This is a genomic window from Sphingomonas sp. SORGH_AS_0879 (assembly GCF_030819175.1).
Lineage (GTDB): Bacteria > Pseudomonadota > Alphaproteobacteria > Sphingomonadales > Sphingomonadaceae > Sphingomonas.
On record NZ_JAUTBJ010000002.1, the window covers coordinates 3,571,728 to 3,585,980 of the forward strand.

The 14,253-nt window shown below is 64.7% G+C and carries 19 protein-coding genes and 1 tRNA gene; 1 reads left to right on the forward strand and 19 read right to left on the reverse strand.

What is annotated here, in order from left to right; translation table 11 throughout:
• Positions 1–163 precede the first annotated feature (163 nt).
• The 15 genes from rpsQ to rpsL form a co-directional block, all read right to left on the reverse strand.
• A complete protein-coding gene (rpsQ, locus tag QE379_RS16665) occupies positions 164–436 on the reverse strand; it encodes a 30S ribosomal protein S17 (RefSeq protein ID WP_056430742.1) in 273 nt (90 codons plus the stop codon).
• 12 nt (positions 437–448) lie between these two features.
• Positions 449–649 (reverse strand): 50S ribosomal protein L29, encoded by a 201-nt coding sequence (gene rpmC, locus QE379_RS16670; protein ID WP_267435509.1) that lies wholly within the window; start codon positions 647–649, stop codon positions 449–451.
• Positions 649–1,083, reverse strand: a complete 435-nt coding sequence (gene rplP / locus QE379_RS16675; RefSeq protein WP_007406071.1) for a 50S ribosomal protein L16 — start codon at positions 1,081–1,083, stop codon at positions 649–651. Before rplP ends, rpmC begins: the two co-directional genes overlap by 1 nt.
• Before the next feature lie 12 nt (positions 1,084–1,095).
• Entirely contained in the window at positions 1,096–1,806 is a 711-nt protein-coding gene (gene rpsC / locus QE379_RS16680) for a 30S ribosomal protein S3 (RefSeq protein ID WP_056430744.1), read from the reverse strand.
• Positions 1,806–2,183 (reverse strand): 50S ribosomal protein L22, encoded by a 378-nt coding sequence (rplV, locus tag QE379_RS16685; RefSeq protein WP_042491177.1) that lies wholly within the window; start codon positions 2,181–2,183, stop codon positions 1,806–1,808. The genes rpsC and rplV overlap by 1 nt, the downstream gene beginning before the upstream one ends.
• The gene (rpsS, locus tag QE379_RS16690) at positions 2,183–2,461 is read right to left on the reverse strand and encodes a 30S ribosomal protein S19 (protein WP_037569384.1); all 279 of its coding nucleotides are present in this window, start codon (positions 2,459–2,461) and stop codon (positions 2,183–2,185) included. The genes rplV and rpsS overlap by 1 nt, the downstream gene beginning before the upstream one ends.
• A gap of 6 nt (positions 2,462–2,467) precedes the next feature.
• On the reverse strand, positions 2,468–3,319 hold the full coding sequence (gene rplB / locus QE379_RS16695) for a 50S ribosomal protein L2 (RefSeq protein WP_042491179.1): 852 nt from the start codon (positions 3,317–3,319) through the stop codon (positions 2,468–2,470).
• A gap of 4 nt (positions 3,320–3,323) precedes the next feature.
• A complete protein-coding gene (locus QE379_RS16700; RefSeq protein ID WP_042491181.1) occupies positions 3,324–3,635 on the reverse strand; it encodes a 50S ribosomal protein L23 in 312 nt (103 codons plus the stop codon).
• On the reverse strand, positions 3,628–4,254 hold the full coding sequence (gene rplD / locus QE379_RS16705; protein WP_307002219.1) for a 50S ribosomal protein L4: 627 nt from the start codon (positions 4,252–4,254) through the stop codon (positions 3,628–3,630). Before rplD ends, QE379_RS16700 begins: the two co-directional genes overlap by 8 nt.
• Positions 4,255–4,257: 3 nt before the next feature.
• On the reverse strand, positions 4,258–4,992 hold the full coding sequence (gene rplC, locus QE379_RS16710) for a 50S ribosomal protein L3 (RefSeq protein WP_056430750.1): 735 nt from the start codon (positions 4,990–4,992) through the stop codon (positions 4,258–4,260).
• Positions 4,993–5,276: 284 nt separating this feature from the next.
• Positions 5,277–5,585 carry a 30S ribosomal protein S10 gene (gene rpsJ / locus QE379_RS16715; protein WP_007406109.1) on the reverse strand — a complete coding sequence of 103 codons (309 nt, stop codon included), beginning with the start codon at positions 5,583–5,585 and terminating at the stop codon, positions 5,277–5,279.
• 565 nt (positions 5,586–6,150) lie between these two features.
• Positions 6,151–7,341 carry an elongation factor Tu gene (tuf, locus tag QE379_RS16720; RefSeq protein ID WP_267435524.1) on the reverse strand — a complete coding sequence of 397 codons (1,191 nt, stop codon included), beginning with the start codon at positions 7,339–7,341 and terminating at the stop codon, positions 6,151–6,153.
• A 135-nt stretch (positions 7,342–7,476) separates the two neighbouring features.
• Positions 7,477–9,552 carry an elongation factor G gene (gene fusA, locus QE379_RS16725; RefSeq protein WP_267435512.1) on the reverse strand — a complete coding sequence of 692 codons (2,076 nt, stop codon included), beginning with the start codon at positions 9,550–9,552 and terminating at the stop codon, positions 7,477–7,479.
• A 147-nt stretch (positions 9,553–9,699) separates the two neighbouring features.
• Entirely contained in the window at positions 9,700–10,170 is a 471-nt protein-coding gene (rpsG, locus tag QE379_RS16730; RefSeq protein ID WP_230481229.1) for a 30S ribosomal protein S7, read from the reverse strand.
• A gap of 66 nt (positions 10,171–10,236) precedes the next feature.
• On the reverse strand, positions 10,237–10,608 hold the full coding sequence (gene rpsL, locus QE379_RS16735; protein ID WP_007406072.1) for a 30S ribosomal protein S12: 372 nt from the start codon (positions 10,606–10,608) through the stop codon (positions 10,237–10,239).
• A gap of 303 nt (positions 10,609–10,911) precedes the next feature.
• Here rpsL and QE379_RS16740 point away from each other — a divergent pair.
• A tRNA-Trp gene (locus QE379_RS16740) sits at positions 10,912–10,987 on the forward strand.
• Positions 10,988–11,165: 178 nt separating this feature from the next.
• On the opposite strand, the gene QE379_RS16745 is transcribed toward QE379_RS16740, so the two are convergent.
• From QE379_RS16745 to QE379_RS16760, 4 genes are all read right to left on the reverse strand, one after another.
• On the reverse strand, positions 11,166–11,486 hold the full coding sequence (locus QE379_RS16745; RefSeq protein WP_307002222.1) for a hypothetical protein: 321 nt from the start codon (positions 11,484–11,486) through the stop codon (positions 11,166–11,168).
• A gap of 119 nt (positions 11,487–11,605) precedes the next feature.
• A complete protein-coding gene (locus tag QE379_RS16750; protein WP_307002224.1) occupies positions 11,606–12,283 on the reverse strand; it encodes a DUF1013 domain-containing protein in 678 nt (225 codons plus the stop codon).
• Between the two features lie 167 nt (positions 12,284–12,450).
• A complete protein-coding gene (locus tag QE379_RS16755) occupies positions 12,451–13,119 on the reverse strand; it encodes a hypothetical protein (RefSeq protein ID WP_307002226.1) in 669 nt (222 codons plus the stop codon).
• Positions 13,120–13,262: 143 nt separating this feature from the next.
• Positions 13,263–14,246, reverse strand: coding sequence for an NAD(P)H-quinone oxidoreductase (locus QE379_RS16760; protein ID WP_307003273.1), 984 nt, complete (start codon positions 14,244–14,246; stop codon positions 13,263–13,265).
• Positions 14,247–14,253: the final 7 nt, after the last annotated feature.

Sequence of the window (14,253 nt, forward strand, 5' to 3'; positions counted from 1 at the left end):
CTTAGCCACTCCTGGACCGAAAGGCAAGCGAGTCGCCTCGCGCCTTTCGACCAATCCGCTCTGCGCCCCGAAGGGCTCCGTGGTCCCGTCCTTCCCGTGGCCTTCGACTTCGCTCAGGCTGACCGGGGTGGAGAGCCAGGCTCGCCGGACGGGATCGACGGACTCAGCCCTCGGCCGAGGCCCGTTCCGGCGTCATGTGGGTATCGACCCGCTCGACGACCTTCCAGGTCTTCAGCTTCGAGATCGGGGCGGTCTCTTCGATCCGCACCGTCTCACCGGCCTTGTACTCGTTCGCCTCGTCATGGGCGTGGTACTTCTTCGACCGACGGATGATCTTGCCGTAGAGGGGGTGCTTGACCTTCCGCTCTACATTGACGACGACCGTCTTATCGGTCTTGTCCGAGACAATCACCCCGGTCAGCACGCGCTTCGGCATGTGTCTCGGTCCTTACTTGGCAGCCGCAGCGGAGCGCTGCGCCTGGATGGTCTTGATCCGCGCGATGTCGCGACGGACTTCCTTGACCCGGCTGGGCTTTTCGAGCTGGCTCGTGGCCGCCTGGAAGCGCAGGTTGAACTGCTCACGCTTCAGGTTGCCCAGCGCCTCGACGAGCTGGTCGTCGCTCTGGCCGGTATATTCAGTCTTGGCCATTACTCGCCTCCGAGGTGCGAGGTGTCGCCCAGACGGGCAACGACCTTGGTCTTGATGGGCAGCTTCATCGCCGCGCGCTCGAATGCCTCGGCGGCCAGCGGGCCGTCGACACCGTCGAGTTCGAACAGGATGCGACCCGGCTTCACGCGGGCGGCCCAGAATTCCGGCGAACCCTTACCCGAGCCCATGCGGACTTCGGCAGGCTTCGACGAGACGGGGACGTCCGGGAAGATGCGGATCCAGAGACGACCCTGGCGCTTGATGTGACGGGTGATCGCGCGGCGAGCCGCCTCGATCTGGCGAGCCGTGATACGCTCCGGCTCCATGGCCTTCAGGCCATAGGAACCGAAGTTCAGGCTGGTGCCGCCCTTGGCATCGCCGTGGATGCGGCCCTTGAAGGCCTTGCGGAACTTGGTGCGCTTTGGTTGCAGCATGTTCTTTGATCCTTAGCGGCGATGATCGTCGCGCGCCGGGCGCACGCCGGAGGTCTGAGCCTCCATCATCAGCCGGTCCTGCGCCATGGGGTCATGGCCCAGGATCTCGCCCTTGAAGATCCACACCTTCACGCCGCACACGCCATAAGCGGTGTGCGCCTGCGCTTCGGCATAGTCGACGTTCGCACGCAGCGTGTGCAGCGGAACGCGGCCTTCACGATACCATTCGGTACGCGCGATTTCCGCGCCGCCCAGACGGCCGCCGCAGGTGATACGGATGCCTTCGGCGCCCAGACGGAGCGCGGACTGCACCGCGCGCTTCATGGCGCGACGGAACGCGATACGGCGCTCCAGCTGGTCGGCCACGCCCTGGGCGACGAGCTTGGCGTCGATCTCGGGCTTGCGGATCTCGACGATGTTCAGCGACACGTCGGACGAGGTCATCGAACCCAGCTTCTTGCGAAGCTTTTCGATGTCGGCGCCCTTCTTGCCGATGATCACGCCCGGACGCGCCGCGAAGATCGAGATGCGGCACAGCTTGGCCGGACGCTCGATGACGACCTTCGAGATCGCGGCCTGGGGCAGCGTCTTCATGATGAACTGGCGGATCTTCAGATCCTCCAGCAGCAGGCGGCCATAGTCATGGCCTTCGGCGAACCAGCGGCTGTCCCAGGTACGGTTGATCTGGAGACGCAGGCCGATCGGATTGCTCTTCTGACCCATTATGCTTCTTCCTGCTCGCGGACGACGATGCGGAGCCGCGAAAACGGCTTCAGAATGCGGGTGGACTTGCCACGGCCGCGCGTCGCGAAACGCTTCATGGTGATCGACTTGCCGACCGACGCCTCGGCGACGACGAGCGAGTCGACGTCGAGGTTGTGGTTGTTCTCGGCATTGGCGATCGCGGAGGCCAGGATCTTGCGCGCGTCGACGGCCATCGCCTTCGTCGAGAAGGCGAGGATGTTCATCGCGTCGCCGACCTTCTTGCCGCGGATCAGCGCCGCAACCAGGTTCAGCTTCTGCGCCGAACCACGGATCTGCGTGCCGACCGACAGCGCTTCCTTGTCACCGACCTTGCGGGGGGATGCGGGCTTCGACATCAGCGCTTACCCTTCTTGTCGGCAGCGTGGCCGGGGAAGTAGCGCGTAGGCGCGAATTCACCGAGCTTCATGCCGACCATGTCCTCGTTCACCGAGACGGGAACGAACTTGCGACCGTTGTAGACGTTGAAGGTCAGACCGACGAACGACGGCAGGATGGTCGAGCGACGCGACCAGGTCTTGATCGGACCTGCGCGGTTGCCAGCATCCTGAGCCACTTCGGCCTTCTTCAGGAGATGGAGGTCCACGAAAGGACCCTTCCAAACGGAACGAGCCATTACGTGTTAGCCCTTCTTCTTGGCGTGACGGCTACGGATGATCATCTTGTCCGTCGCCTTGTTGTGACGAGTGCGCGCACCCTTCGTCGGCTTGCCCCACGGGGTGACCGGATGACGGCCGCCCGAGGTCCGGCCTTCACCACCGCCGTGGGGGTGGTCGACCGGGTTCTTCGCAACACCGCGGGTCAGCGGGCGATGGCCCTTCCAACGGTTGCGACCAGCCTTCGCCAGGTTGGTGTTGCCGTTGTCGGGGTTCGACACCGCGCCGACGGTCGCCATGCAGTTCGCATGGATGTAGCGCTGCTCGCCCGAGTTCAGACGGACGATGACCATGCCCTTGTCGCGGCCCACGACCTGCACATAGGTGCCGGCCGAACGTGCGATCTGACCGCCCTTGCCGGGCTTCATCTCGACGTTGTGGACGATCGTGCCGACCGGCATCTGGCCCAGTTCCATGGCGTTGCCAGGCTTCACGTCGGTCTTCTTGCCCGCGATCACCTTGTCGCCGACAGCCAGACGCTGCGGTGCGATGATGTAGGACTGGTCGACCTTGCCGGCTTCGTCGGTGCCATAGTTGATGAGCGCGATGAAGGCGGTGCGGTTGGGATCATATTCGATCCGCTCCACGGTGCCCTCGACGTCCCACTGGCGACGCTTGAAGTCGATGAAGCGATAGCGCTGCTTGTGGCCGCCCGCGATGCCGCGGCTGGTCACATGGCCCTTGTTGTTGCGGCCGCCGGTCTTGCGCTTGCCTTCGGTGAGCGCCTTGACGGGCGCGCCCTTCCAGAGCGCCGAGCGGTCGACGAGGATCAGGCCGCGGCGGGCCGGGCTCGTCGGGTTATAATGCTTGAGTGCCATCGGCTCAGATCCCCGTCGTCACGTCAATGGACTGACCGTCCTTGAGGGTGACGATCGCCTTCTTCATGTCCGAGCGCTGGTACGGAGCGCCCTTCCACTTCTTGGTCTTGCCCTTCTGGACGATGGTGTTCACGCCGGTGACGTTGACGTCGAACAGCGCTTCCACCGCCGCCTTGATCTCGGGCTTGGTAGCACCGGGGGCGACCTTGAACACCACGGCGTTGTGCTCGCTCAGGAGCGTCGCCTTCTCGGTGATGTGCGGCGCAACGATCACGTCGTAATGACGCGGATCGACCGCCTTCTGCTGCTTAGCCATGGAAACGGGCCTCCAGCTTTTCGACAGCCGAGCGCGTCAGCACCAGGGTGTCATGCTTCAGAATGTCGTAGACATTGGCGCCGGCGGCCGGAAGGACGTTGATTTCCTTCAGGTTGCCTGCGGCCAGTGCGAACGACGTCTCGACGGCGTCGCCATCGATGACCAGCGCGGTCTTGCCGAAGCCGAGCTTCGCCAGATCGCCCTGCAGCGTCTTCGTCTTGTTACCAGCGACCGCCAGATCGTTCATCACGATCAGCGAACCCGCCCTGGCATGGCTCGACAGCGCCATCTTCAGACCCAGGGCGCGAACCTTCTTGTTCAGACCCGGGTTGAAGTCGCGGACGCGGGCGCCGTGCGCCTTACCACCGCCGATGAAGACGGGGGCCCGACGATCGCCGTGACGAGCGACACCGCCGCCCTTCTGGCGACCGAGCTTCTTGCCCGAACGCGCGACATCGGCGCGCTCACGGGTGCCGCGCGCGGTGGCGCGACGCTTTTCCAGCTGCCAGGTCACAACGCGGTGCAGGATGTCGGCGCGCGGATCGAGGCCGAAAACCTCGTCGTTGAGCTCGATGTCCGCGGCGTCGGTGCCGGCGAAGGATTGAACCTTGACCTTCACGACTTAGCCCTCCTGGCTCTCGGTGGCTTCCGGAGCAGGCTCGGCAGAAGCATTGTTGTTGGCGGCCGCCTTGATGCTGGCGGGGAACGGGGCGTCCGCGTGGCGCGAAACCTTGACCGCGTCCTTGACGATCAGCCAGCCACCCTTCGAGCCGGGCACCGAGCCCTTGACGAAGATCAGGCCGCGCTCGACGTCGGTCGACACGATTTCCAGATTCTGCTGCGTGCGGTTCTTGTCGCCCATGTGGCCGGCCATCTTCTTGTTCTTGAAGACGCGGCCCGGATCCTGACGGTTACCGGTCGAACCATGCGAACGGTGCGAGACCGAGACGCCGTGGGTCGCGCGCAGACCACCGAAGTTCCAGCGCTTCATCGCACCGGCAAAGCCCTTACCCTGGGTACGACCCTGGATATCGACATACTGGCCGGGGACGAAATGGTCGGCGGAGATTTCCGCGCCGACGTCCAGCAGGCCGTCTTCGTTCACGCGGAACTCGACCAGCACCTGCTTGGGCTCGACTTCGGCCTTGCCGAAGTGGCCACGCTGCGGCTTGGCAACATTCTTGGTCTTGGCGACACCTGCACCAAGCTGGACGGCGGTGTAGCCGTCACGATCCATCTCGCGGCGAGCGACGACCTGTACGCCTTCAAGCGCCAGGACGGTGACCGGCACGTGCCGACCATCGTCCTGGAACAGGCGGGTCATCCCCAGCTTCTTCGCGATCACGCCGGTACGCATGATCCTGTTCCTTCCTCGACAGAGGCCCCCAAGAACCATTCAAGGGGGGCATATCCAGCCCGGATAAAGCGAAACGAGCCCCCGTCCCGGGCTGGCGACCGGCGGACCGGTCAGACGGGGGACGCTGCCCCGGCACCATCTCGCTTGCGCGAAACCACCGGGAGGTATCCCTTAAGAGTGCCGGATCACGGGAGCGACCTCGGCGCGCTTCCTGGCTGCTTTAGAACCGGGAAACGCCAAAATCCCGTGGGACGGAATCGTCGACCACGGGAACGCTGGCCCTCTTACGCCAGCTTGATCTCGACATCAACACCTGCGGCGAGGTCGAGCTTCATCAGCGCATCGACGGTCTGCGGGGTCGGCTGCACGATGTCCAGCATCCGCTTGTACGTGCGGACCTCGAACTGCTCGCGCGACTTCTTGTCGATGTGCGGACCACGGTTGACCGTGAACTTCTCGATGCGCGTCGGAAGCGGGATCGGACCGCGGATAAGAGCGCCGGTGCGGCGCGCGGTGTCGGCGATGTCGCCGGTCGCCTGATCGAGCACGCGATGGTCGAACGCCTTCAGACGAATGCGGATATTGCTGTCCATGATCCCTACCGATGCGAAAGAGCGGGCTTTCCGGCCTCCTTCCTGCGGGCGACAAGTGCGATCGGCTTTCCGACCGGGCACTCGACCGTCCGCCGTGAAGGCGACCTTGGGCCGAAACAAACTCTGGGTTACGGCAGCGGCGGCGAACCACCCCTGCCCTCACTAAAAGCAAACGGCCGACCCCGGTGTTTCCGATGCCAGCCGATTCCCTCAAGACGCGTGCCTATACGCATATGCCGGGGGTGCCGCAAGGGGGTGATCGAGGGTTTTTGTTGGAGGGCGTGGAACCATGCGCGGCCCCCGCCCCACTCCCCAACCTCCGTTCAGCCTGAGCGAAGTCGAAGGCCACGTCCTGGTCGGACCGCGGGGCGTGCACTTCGACTTCGCTCAGTGCGAACGGGGTGCGGTCCGTCATCCCGGCGAAGGCTGGGATCTTCCGCAAAAGCTCCGTGCCTGCGGAGGAAGGCCCCAGCCTGCGCTGGGGCGACGTCCAGACAACGAAAAAGGCCGACCCCGTCGCCGGGGCCGACCCTTTCCTAAGCAGTAACAGGCTTTCGCCCGAGACTTACTTGTCGATCGCGCTGACGACGCCGGCGCCGACGGTGCGGCCGCCTTCACGGATCGTGAAGCGCTGACCGATGTCCATGGCGATCGGAGCGATCAGCTTCACGCCCAGAGCGACGTTGTCGCCCGGCATGACCATCTCGGTGCCCTCAGGCAGCTCGACGGTGCCGGTGACGTCGGTCGTGCGGAAGTAGAACTGCGGACGATAGTTCGCGAAGAACGGGGTGTGACGGCCGCCTTCTTCCTTCGACAGGACGTACACTTCCGACTTGAAGTCGGTGTGCGGCTTGATCGAACCCGGCTTGCAGAGAACCTGGCCACGCTCGACCTGGTCGCGCGCAACGCCACGGATCAGCGCACCGATGTTGTCGCCGGCTTCACCCGAATCGAGCAGCTTGCGGAACATTTCGACGCCGGTGACGGTGGTCTTGCGGGTGTCGTTGATGCCGACGATCTCGACTTCCTCGCCAACCTTGACGATGCCGGTCTCGACGCGGCCGGTGACGACCGTACCACGACCCGAGATCGAGAAGACGTCTTCGATCGGCATCATGAACGGCTTGTCGAGCGGACGCTCCGGCTGCGGGATGTACTCGTCGACGGCCTTCATCAGCTCGAGGACGGCTTCCTTGCCGAACTTGTCGTTCGAACCCGACAGGGCGCAGGTCGCCGAACCCTTGATGACGGGGATGTCGTCACCCGGGAATTCGTACGAGCTCAGCAGCTCGCGGATTTCCAGTTCGACCAGCTCGAGGATTTCCTCGTCGTCGACCAGATCGACCTTGTTCATGAACACGACCATCGCGGGCACGCCGACCTGACGGGCGAGCAGGATGTGCTCGCGGGTCTGCGGCATCGGGCCGTCGGTCGACGACACGACCAGGATCGCGCCGTCCATCTGCGCCGCGCCGGTGATCATGTTCTTCACATAGTCGGCGTGGCCAGGGCAGTCGACGTGCGCATAGTGGCGGTTCGTCGTCTCATACTCGACGTGCGCGGTCGAGATGGTGATGCCGCGCTCACGCTCTTCCGGAGCCTTGTCGATGTTCGCGAAGTCGACAGCGGTGCCGCCGGTCGTCTCGGCCAGAACCTTGGTGATCGCGGCGGTCAGCGAGGTCTTGCCATGGTCGACGTGACCGATGGTGCCGATGTTGAGGTGCGGCTTGTTCCGCTCGAATTTTGCCTTTGCCATTTTCCTACCTTCTGATTCGAATTCGGTGCCGCATCCGGGGCCACGCGAACGCGGCCCCATAGCGGGTGTTTCCGGTGATTGCCAGCCCCTAGCGTGTTCGCACCCCCAGTTGCCCCGGGGGCGCGATATACGCCTTTAGGCCAGCTTCGCCTTGACCTCGTCCGCAACATTCTGCGGCACTTCGTCATAGTGCGAGAACTGCATCGAGTATTGCGCACGCCCCTGGGTGAACGAGCGGAGCGCATTCACATAGCCGAACATGTTGGCCAGCGGGACCATCGCCTCGACCGTCTGCGCGTTGCCGCGCGTGTCGGTGCCCTGGATCTGGCCACGACGGCTGTTCATGTCGCCGATGACGTCGCCCAGATAGTCTTCCGGGGTCACGACTTCGACCTTCATGACCGGCTCGAGCAGCGTGATGCCCGACTTCTGGGCCGCTTCGCGCATCGCGCCGCGGGCACAGATTTCGAACGCCAGCGCCGACGAGTCGACGTCGTGATACGCGCCGTCATACAGCAGGACTTCGAAGTCGATGATCGGGAATCCGACCAGCGAGCCGGTTTCCGCGGTCTCACGGAAGCCCTTCTCGATCGCGGGGATATATTCCTTCGGAATGTTACCGCCCTTGATCTCGTCCTTGAAGACGAAGCCCGAACCACGCTCGCCCGGGGTCAGCTTGACCTTGACGCGACCGAACTGGCCGGTGCCGCCCGACTGCTTCTTGTGCGTATAGTCGATGTCGACCGGCTTCTTGAGGTATTCGCGATACGCCACCTGCGGCGCACCGACATTCGCCTCGACCTTGAACTCGCGCTTCATGCGGTCGACCAGGATCTCGAGATGGAGCTCGCCCATGCCCTTGATGATGGTCTGGCCCGACTCGGCGTCCGAGGTCACGCGGAACGAGGGGTCCTCGCGAGCGAGACGATTGAGCGCGACGCCCATCTTCTCCTGGTCGGCCTTGGTCTTCGGCTCCACCGACAACTCGATCACGGGCTCGGGGAATTCCATCCGCTCCAGGATGATCGGGGCGTTCTGCGCGCAGAGCGTGTCACCCGTGGTGGTGTCCTTGAGACCCGCGAGCGCGACGATGTCGCCCGCATAGGCTTCCTGGATGTCCTCACGGCTGTTCGCATGCATGAGCAGCATACGGCCGATCTTTTCCTTCTTGTCCTTCACCGAGTTCAGGACCTGCGACGACGTTTCGAGCTTGCCCGAATAGATGCGCGCGAAGGTGAGCGAACCGACGAACGGATCGTTCATGATCTTGAACGCCAGCGCCGAGAAGGGCTCAGTGTCCGACGAAGGACGCTCGTCCGGCGTCTCACCGTCGAGCTTCACGCCCTTGATGGCCGGAACGTCGAGCGGCGACGGCAGATAGTCGATGACCGCGTCGAGCAGGGGCTGCACGCCCTTGTTCTTGAACGCCGAGCCGCAGACCACGGGGACGAACGCCATTTCCAGCGTGCCCTTGCGGATCAGCTTCTTCAGCTCCTCGACCGAAGGCTCGTTGCCTTCCAGGTACGATTCCATCGCGGCATCGTCCTGCTCGACGGCCATTTCGATCAGGTCGCTGCGATACTTGGCGGCCTTTTCCTTCAGGTCATCGGGGATGTCCTGATATTCGAACTTGGCGCCCAGCGACTCTTCGAGCCAGATGATCGCACGGTTCTCGACCAGGTCGACCAGACCCTTGAAGCCGCCCTCGATGCCGATCGGCAGATACAGGACCGCCGGACGCGCGCCGAGGCGCTCGATGATCGAGTTCACGCAGAAATAGAAGTCGGCGCCAGTGCGATCGAGCTTGTTGACGAAGCACATGCGCGGCACGCCGTACTTGTCGGCCTGACGCCACACGGTTTCCGACTGCGGCTCAACGCCCGCCACGCCGTCGAAACAGGCGACCGCGCCGTCGAGCACGCGGAGCGAACGCTCCACCTCGATGGTGAAGTCGACGTGCCCGGGGGTGTCGATGATGTTGATGCGGTTGTCGTTCCAGAAACAGGTCGTCGCGGCCGACGTGATGGTGATGCCGCGCTCCTGCTCCTGCTCCATCCAGTCCATGGTGGCGGTGCCTTCATGCACTTCGCCGATCTTGTAGGACTTGCCGGTGTAATAAAGAATGCGCTCGGTCGTGGTCGTCTTGCCGGCATCGATGTGCGCCATGATGCCGATGTTGCGATACTTCTCGAGCGGATGGCTGCGGGCCATGATCGATCTTCCTCAAGCGTAGGGGGGAGCCGGTTGGCCCGGCTCCCCCTTATATAGGCTGTTTGCGTGACCAGCGGAAGACCGCCGGCACCGCACCCTGAAAAGGTTGCGGCAGGACGGAAATAATTCCGGTCCCGCCGCAGGCCTTTACCAGCGGTAGTGCGAGAAGGCGCGATTCGCTTCCGCCATGCGGTGCGTGTCTTCGCGCTTCTTGACCGCGTTGCCGCGATTGTTCGCGGCGTCCATCAGCTCGCCCGACAGACGCGCGGCCATGGTGTTCTCCGAACGGGCGCGCGACGCGCCGATCAGCCAACGGATGGCCAGGGCCTGGGCACGCTCCGGACGGACTTCGACCGGGACCTGATAGGTCGCACCGCCGACGCGGCGCGAACGGACTTCGATGCCCGGCTTGATGTTGTTCAGCGCATCGTGGAACACGCCGATCGGATCGCGCTTGGCGCGCGTCTCGACGGTTTCCAGAGCACCATAGACGATGGATTCGGCGACGGACTTCTTACCGTCCAGCATGACCGAATTCATGAACTTCGACAGGACCACATCTCCGAACTTGGGGTCCGGCAGGATTTCCCGCTTTTCGGGACGACGACGACGAGCCATTCTCGTATTTCCTTACAAAACTTCAGCCTTTGATGGTCGAGGAGCCTGAAAACAGGCCCGACCGGCTTACTTCGGACGCTTGGCGCCGTACTTCGAGCGGGACTGCTTGCGATCCTTCACGCCCTGCGTGTCGAGGACGCCGCGCAGCACATGGTAGCGCACGCCGGGAAGGTCGCGCACACGGCCGCCGCGGATGAGCACCACCGAGTGCTCCTGCAGGTTGTGGCCTTCGCCCGGGATGTACGAAATGACTTCGCGGCTGTTGGTCAGACGGACCTTGGCCACCTTGCGAAGCGCCGAGTTCGGCTTCTTCGGGGTCGTCGTGTAGACACGGGTGCAAACGCCGCGCTTCTGCGGGTTCTGCTCCATTGCAGGGACCTTGGACTTGGCCTTCTGCAGTTCGCGGCCCTTGCGGACCAGCTGGTTGATCGTCGGCATTGAAGCCTTCACCTTTCCATGAGGTTACTTTGCTGGAGCCATCACAGCACTTCGGAATACAAAAAGGGGCCATCGCGGCTTTCGCCCGGCCCTATTCGCATCCAGCAATGTTCAAGCTTGCCCGACGGATAAGTCCCGAATCCCGAGAAATCCCCTTCGTGCAGCGGCGGGCTATACGCGGGAAGGCGTGTCGGGTCAACGTGGGCTGGACAGGGCTTCGGATACCCCTCGCAGCCGGGTACGATTTTTTCGCACGGAACGCTTGCCCTGCCCGGCCGCTCGGGCTAATGGCGACCGCCTCGCAGGAGTGTAGCTCAGTTGGTAGAGCATCGGTCTCCAAAACCGAGGGCCCACGGTTCGAGTCCGTGCACTCCTGCCACTTTTCATGACATCGTCGGATAGGTGACACCGCAGTTTGTGGCGGGCGCTGACGCGCGATGGCTTGCCTGAAACCGTCATCCCAGCGCAGGCTGGGATCTCTGACAGTCGTTCCGGCGCGCTCGATAAAGGCCCCAGCCTGTGCTGGGGCGACGGTGAGGTGTTGACGGAATGGACCGTCAATTCACCGGTCGGGGCCCGACGCCCGGCGGAGTCGCTGGGTCGACCTCATCGATTTCGTCGCCCCGGTTGCCGCCACCGGCCCCTGCCCCGCTGCCATGCACTTCGCCCGTCTTCGGATCGACCGAGGCGCGCCGGCCATTGTCCGCAGGCAGACTGGTCTCCGCATGGCCTTCACCGGTCGCGGGCGCGGCGGTGGTGACGCTGCCCGCCGGTTCGGCGCGGCCCATCGCATCCTCGTCATCTCGGGTGTAACCCTGCCCCGAATAGCCGCTGTCGCGGTCGAAGGGCTGGGGTGGGCGCTTGTCGGTGTCGGACATGGACGATCTCCTTGCTGCCCAGGTGAACGGGAGAGGAGAGCCGCCGTTCCCCGAAATGCGAAAGGGGCGCCCGGCCTGTCGGCCGACGCCCCTCTCCCTCAAACCGAAGCCCGATCGAGTCAGCTACGGAACAGCGAATGCGGATCGATGATGTCGTCACCGCGCGTGACCGTATCGGCGTCGCGGCTCTGCTGCTCGCGCTCGGCCCGCAGCGAGGCGAGCAGCGCTTCGCGATCGCCCTCCAGGCGGTTGTCGGTCGGCTGCGCATCGGCATTGCCACCGGTCGACTTGGCCGCCTTGGCCACGGCCGAGTCCAGTTCGCGCTGCGTGGTCAGGCCCAGGGTCACCGGATCCTTCGGCGTGATGTTGGCGATGTTCCAGTGGCTGCGGTCGCGGATCGCCGCGATCGTCGTGCGCGTGGTGCCGATCAGGTTCGAAATCGCGCCGTCCGAGATTTCGGGATGGTTGCGGATGATCCAGGCGATGCCGTCCGGCTTGTCCTGCCGCTTGCTGACCGGCGTGTAGCGCGGGCCCTTGGTCCGGCGGACCTGTTCGGGGCCCTTGATCATCTTCATGCGGTAATCAGGATCGGCCTGCGCCTTCTCGATCTCGGTCTGTGCCAGTTCGTGCGCACGGACGGGATCGCGGCCGGTCAGTTTGGTGGCGGCGGTGTCGTCGGCGATCGCCTGCACCTCGAGGATGTGGAGGCCGCAGAAATCCGCGATCTGCTCGAACGAGAGCGACGTGTTGTCGACCAGCCAGGAAGCGGTCGCATGGGGCATGAGCGGCTGGGCCACGAAGATCACTCCAGTCGGAAAATAAAAGGGCCGCCCCTCATCGGAGCGGCCGTAGCGGCGGTAAATCTAGTGAAAGCCACACCCAAGAGCAAGGTGCACCACCACAAACTGTCCGGATTGGCCCGGCGTGCCTAAGCGGCGACGCCTATCAGACCCGGCGCCGGGGCTCAATCCTCATCGAATCGACCGAAGGGAAGAAGTTGCGAGGCGAGCCTGCGCGCCGCCTGCATATCCCCCGCACGCAGCGGGACCAGCACCTGCGCCGCACCGCGTTGCAGGATGCGGTCGAGCGCCGTGGGCGCCTCGGCGCGGGTCGCCTGCTCGGCGAGCGCCCGGCCACGCGGGTCGCGCGGATCGAGTTCCAGCCGCAACAGCGCGGCGAGCCCTGGAAACAGCGCGCGGTCGCCGCCCAGCGCCACCGCCCGCTCCAGCGCGGACAGCCCCAATGATCGCTGCGCCCCCAATGCGGCGCGCCCGACGATGGTGCCGAGCTTCTTCACCGCGCCGATATGCCAGGCCCCCAGCGCCACCTGCGCCTCCGCATCGCGGGGATTTTGCGCGACCAGCGCCTCGAACTGCCGCCGCGCCGCCACCGCATCGGTGCGGTTCCCGGTCAGCTTCGCGCGATAGCCGAGTGCGGTGGCGCGCATCAGCAAAGCCTCCCGGTCGTCGGGTGCCCGCCGCAACGCATTGCCCGCGGCGGCATAGGCATTGGTCACGCGGTGCAGCGCGCTCGCCTCGTCCGCATCGCCGAACGACGCCTGGGTCAGGATATCGCGCGCGGATTGGGCCAGCGCCGGAAGCGGCAGAGCGGCGCATGTGGCGACGGCCATCATGACGAGCCCCGCTCGCCCCCATCGCTGCGCCATCATCATCATCTCCCCCGACCCTCGCTGAAATCCATGCCGGAAAACGGCCGATCTGGTCTTTTGCCTTCGTCGCAAGCTTTGTCGCCAGGATCAAGCCCGGCCTAGGGGGATCAATGCTCCAGCGTCAGGACGATCTTGCCCAGATGGTCGCCCGCCTCCATCCGGCGATGCGCGTCGGCCACCTCGGCCAGCGGGAAGCTGCGATCGATGGCGGGGCGAAGCCGCCCTTCCTCGACATGCGGCCAGACGATCCGCGCGATCTCGTCGGCGACCATCGCCTTGAACTCGCGGTCGCGCCCGCGCAGCGTCGATCCAGTCAGGATCAGGCGGCGGCGCATCACCTCCCAGATCGGGATTTCGGCCTTGGCCCCGCGCTGCACCGCGATCGAGACGTGCCGCCCCTCCTCGGCCAGGCATTTCAGGTTGCGCGGGACATAGTCGCCGCCGACCATGTCCAGCACGATGTCGACGCCGCGCCCGTCGGTGAAACTCTTCACCGCCTCGACGAAATCAGTGGATTTGTAGTTGATCGCCTTGGCCGCGCCGAGCTTTTCGGCGGCGGCGCATTTCTCGTCCGATCCGGCGGTGACGATGACCGTCAGGCCGAACAGCTTGCCCAGCGCGATCGCCATGGTACCGATGCCGCTCGTCCCGCCATGGACCAGCAGGGAGTCGCCATCGCGGGCATAGGCGCGCTCGAAGACGTTGGTCCACACGGTGAACAGCGTCTCGGGCAACGCCGCCGCCTGCACCATCGACAGGCCGTGCGGCACGGTCAGGCAGTGCTCGGCGACCGCGACCGCATATTCGGCATAACCGCCGCCGCCGATCAGCGCACAGACCGGCTGGCCCAGCATCTCGAACCCGACGCCAACACCGACCGCGACGATCTCGCCCGCAATCTCCAGCCCCGGGATCGACGGCGCGCCGGGTGGCGGCGGATAGAGTCCCTGGCGCTGCATCACGTCGGGCCGGTTGACCCCCGCCGCCGCGACGCGGATCAGCACCTCGCCCTCCCCCGGCATGGGGGTGGGACGCTGTAAGGGCACCAGCACTTCGGGACCGCCCGCCACCTCGGGATCGATGGCGGTCATCATTTCG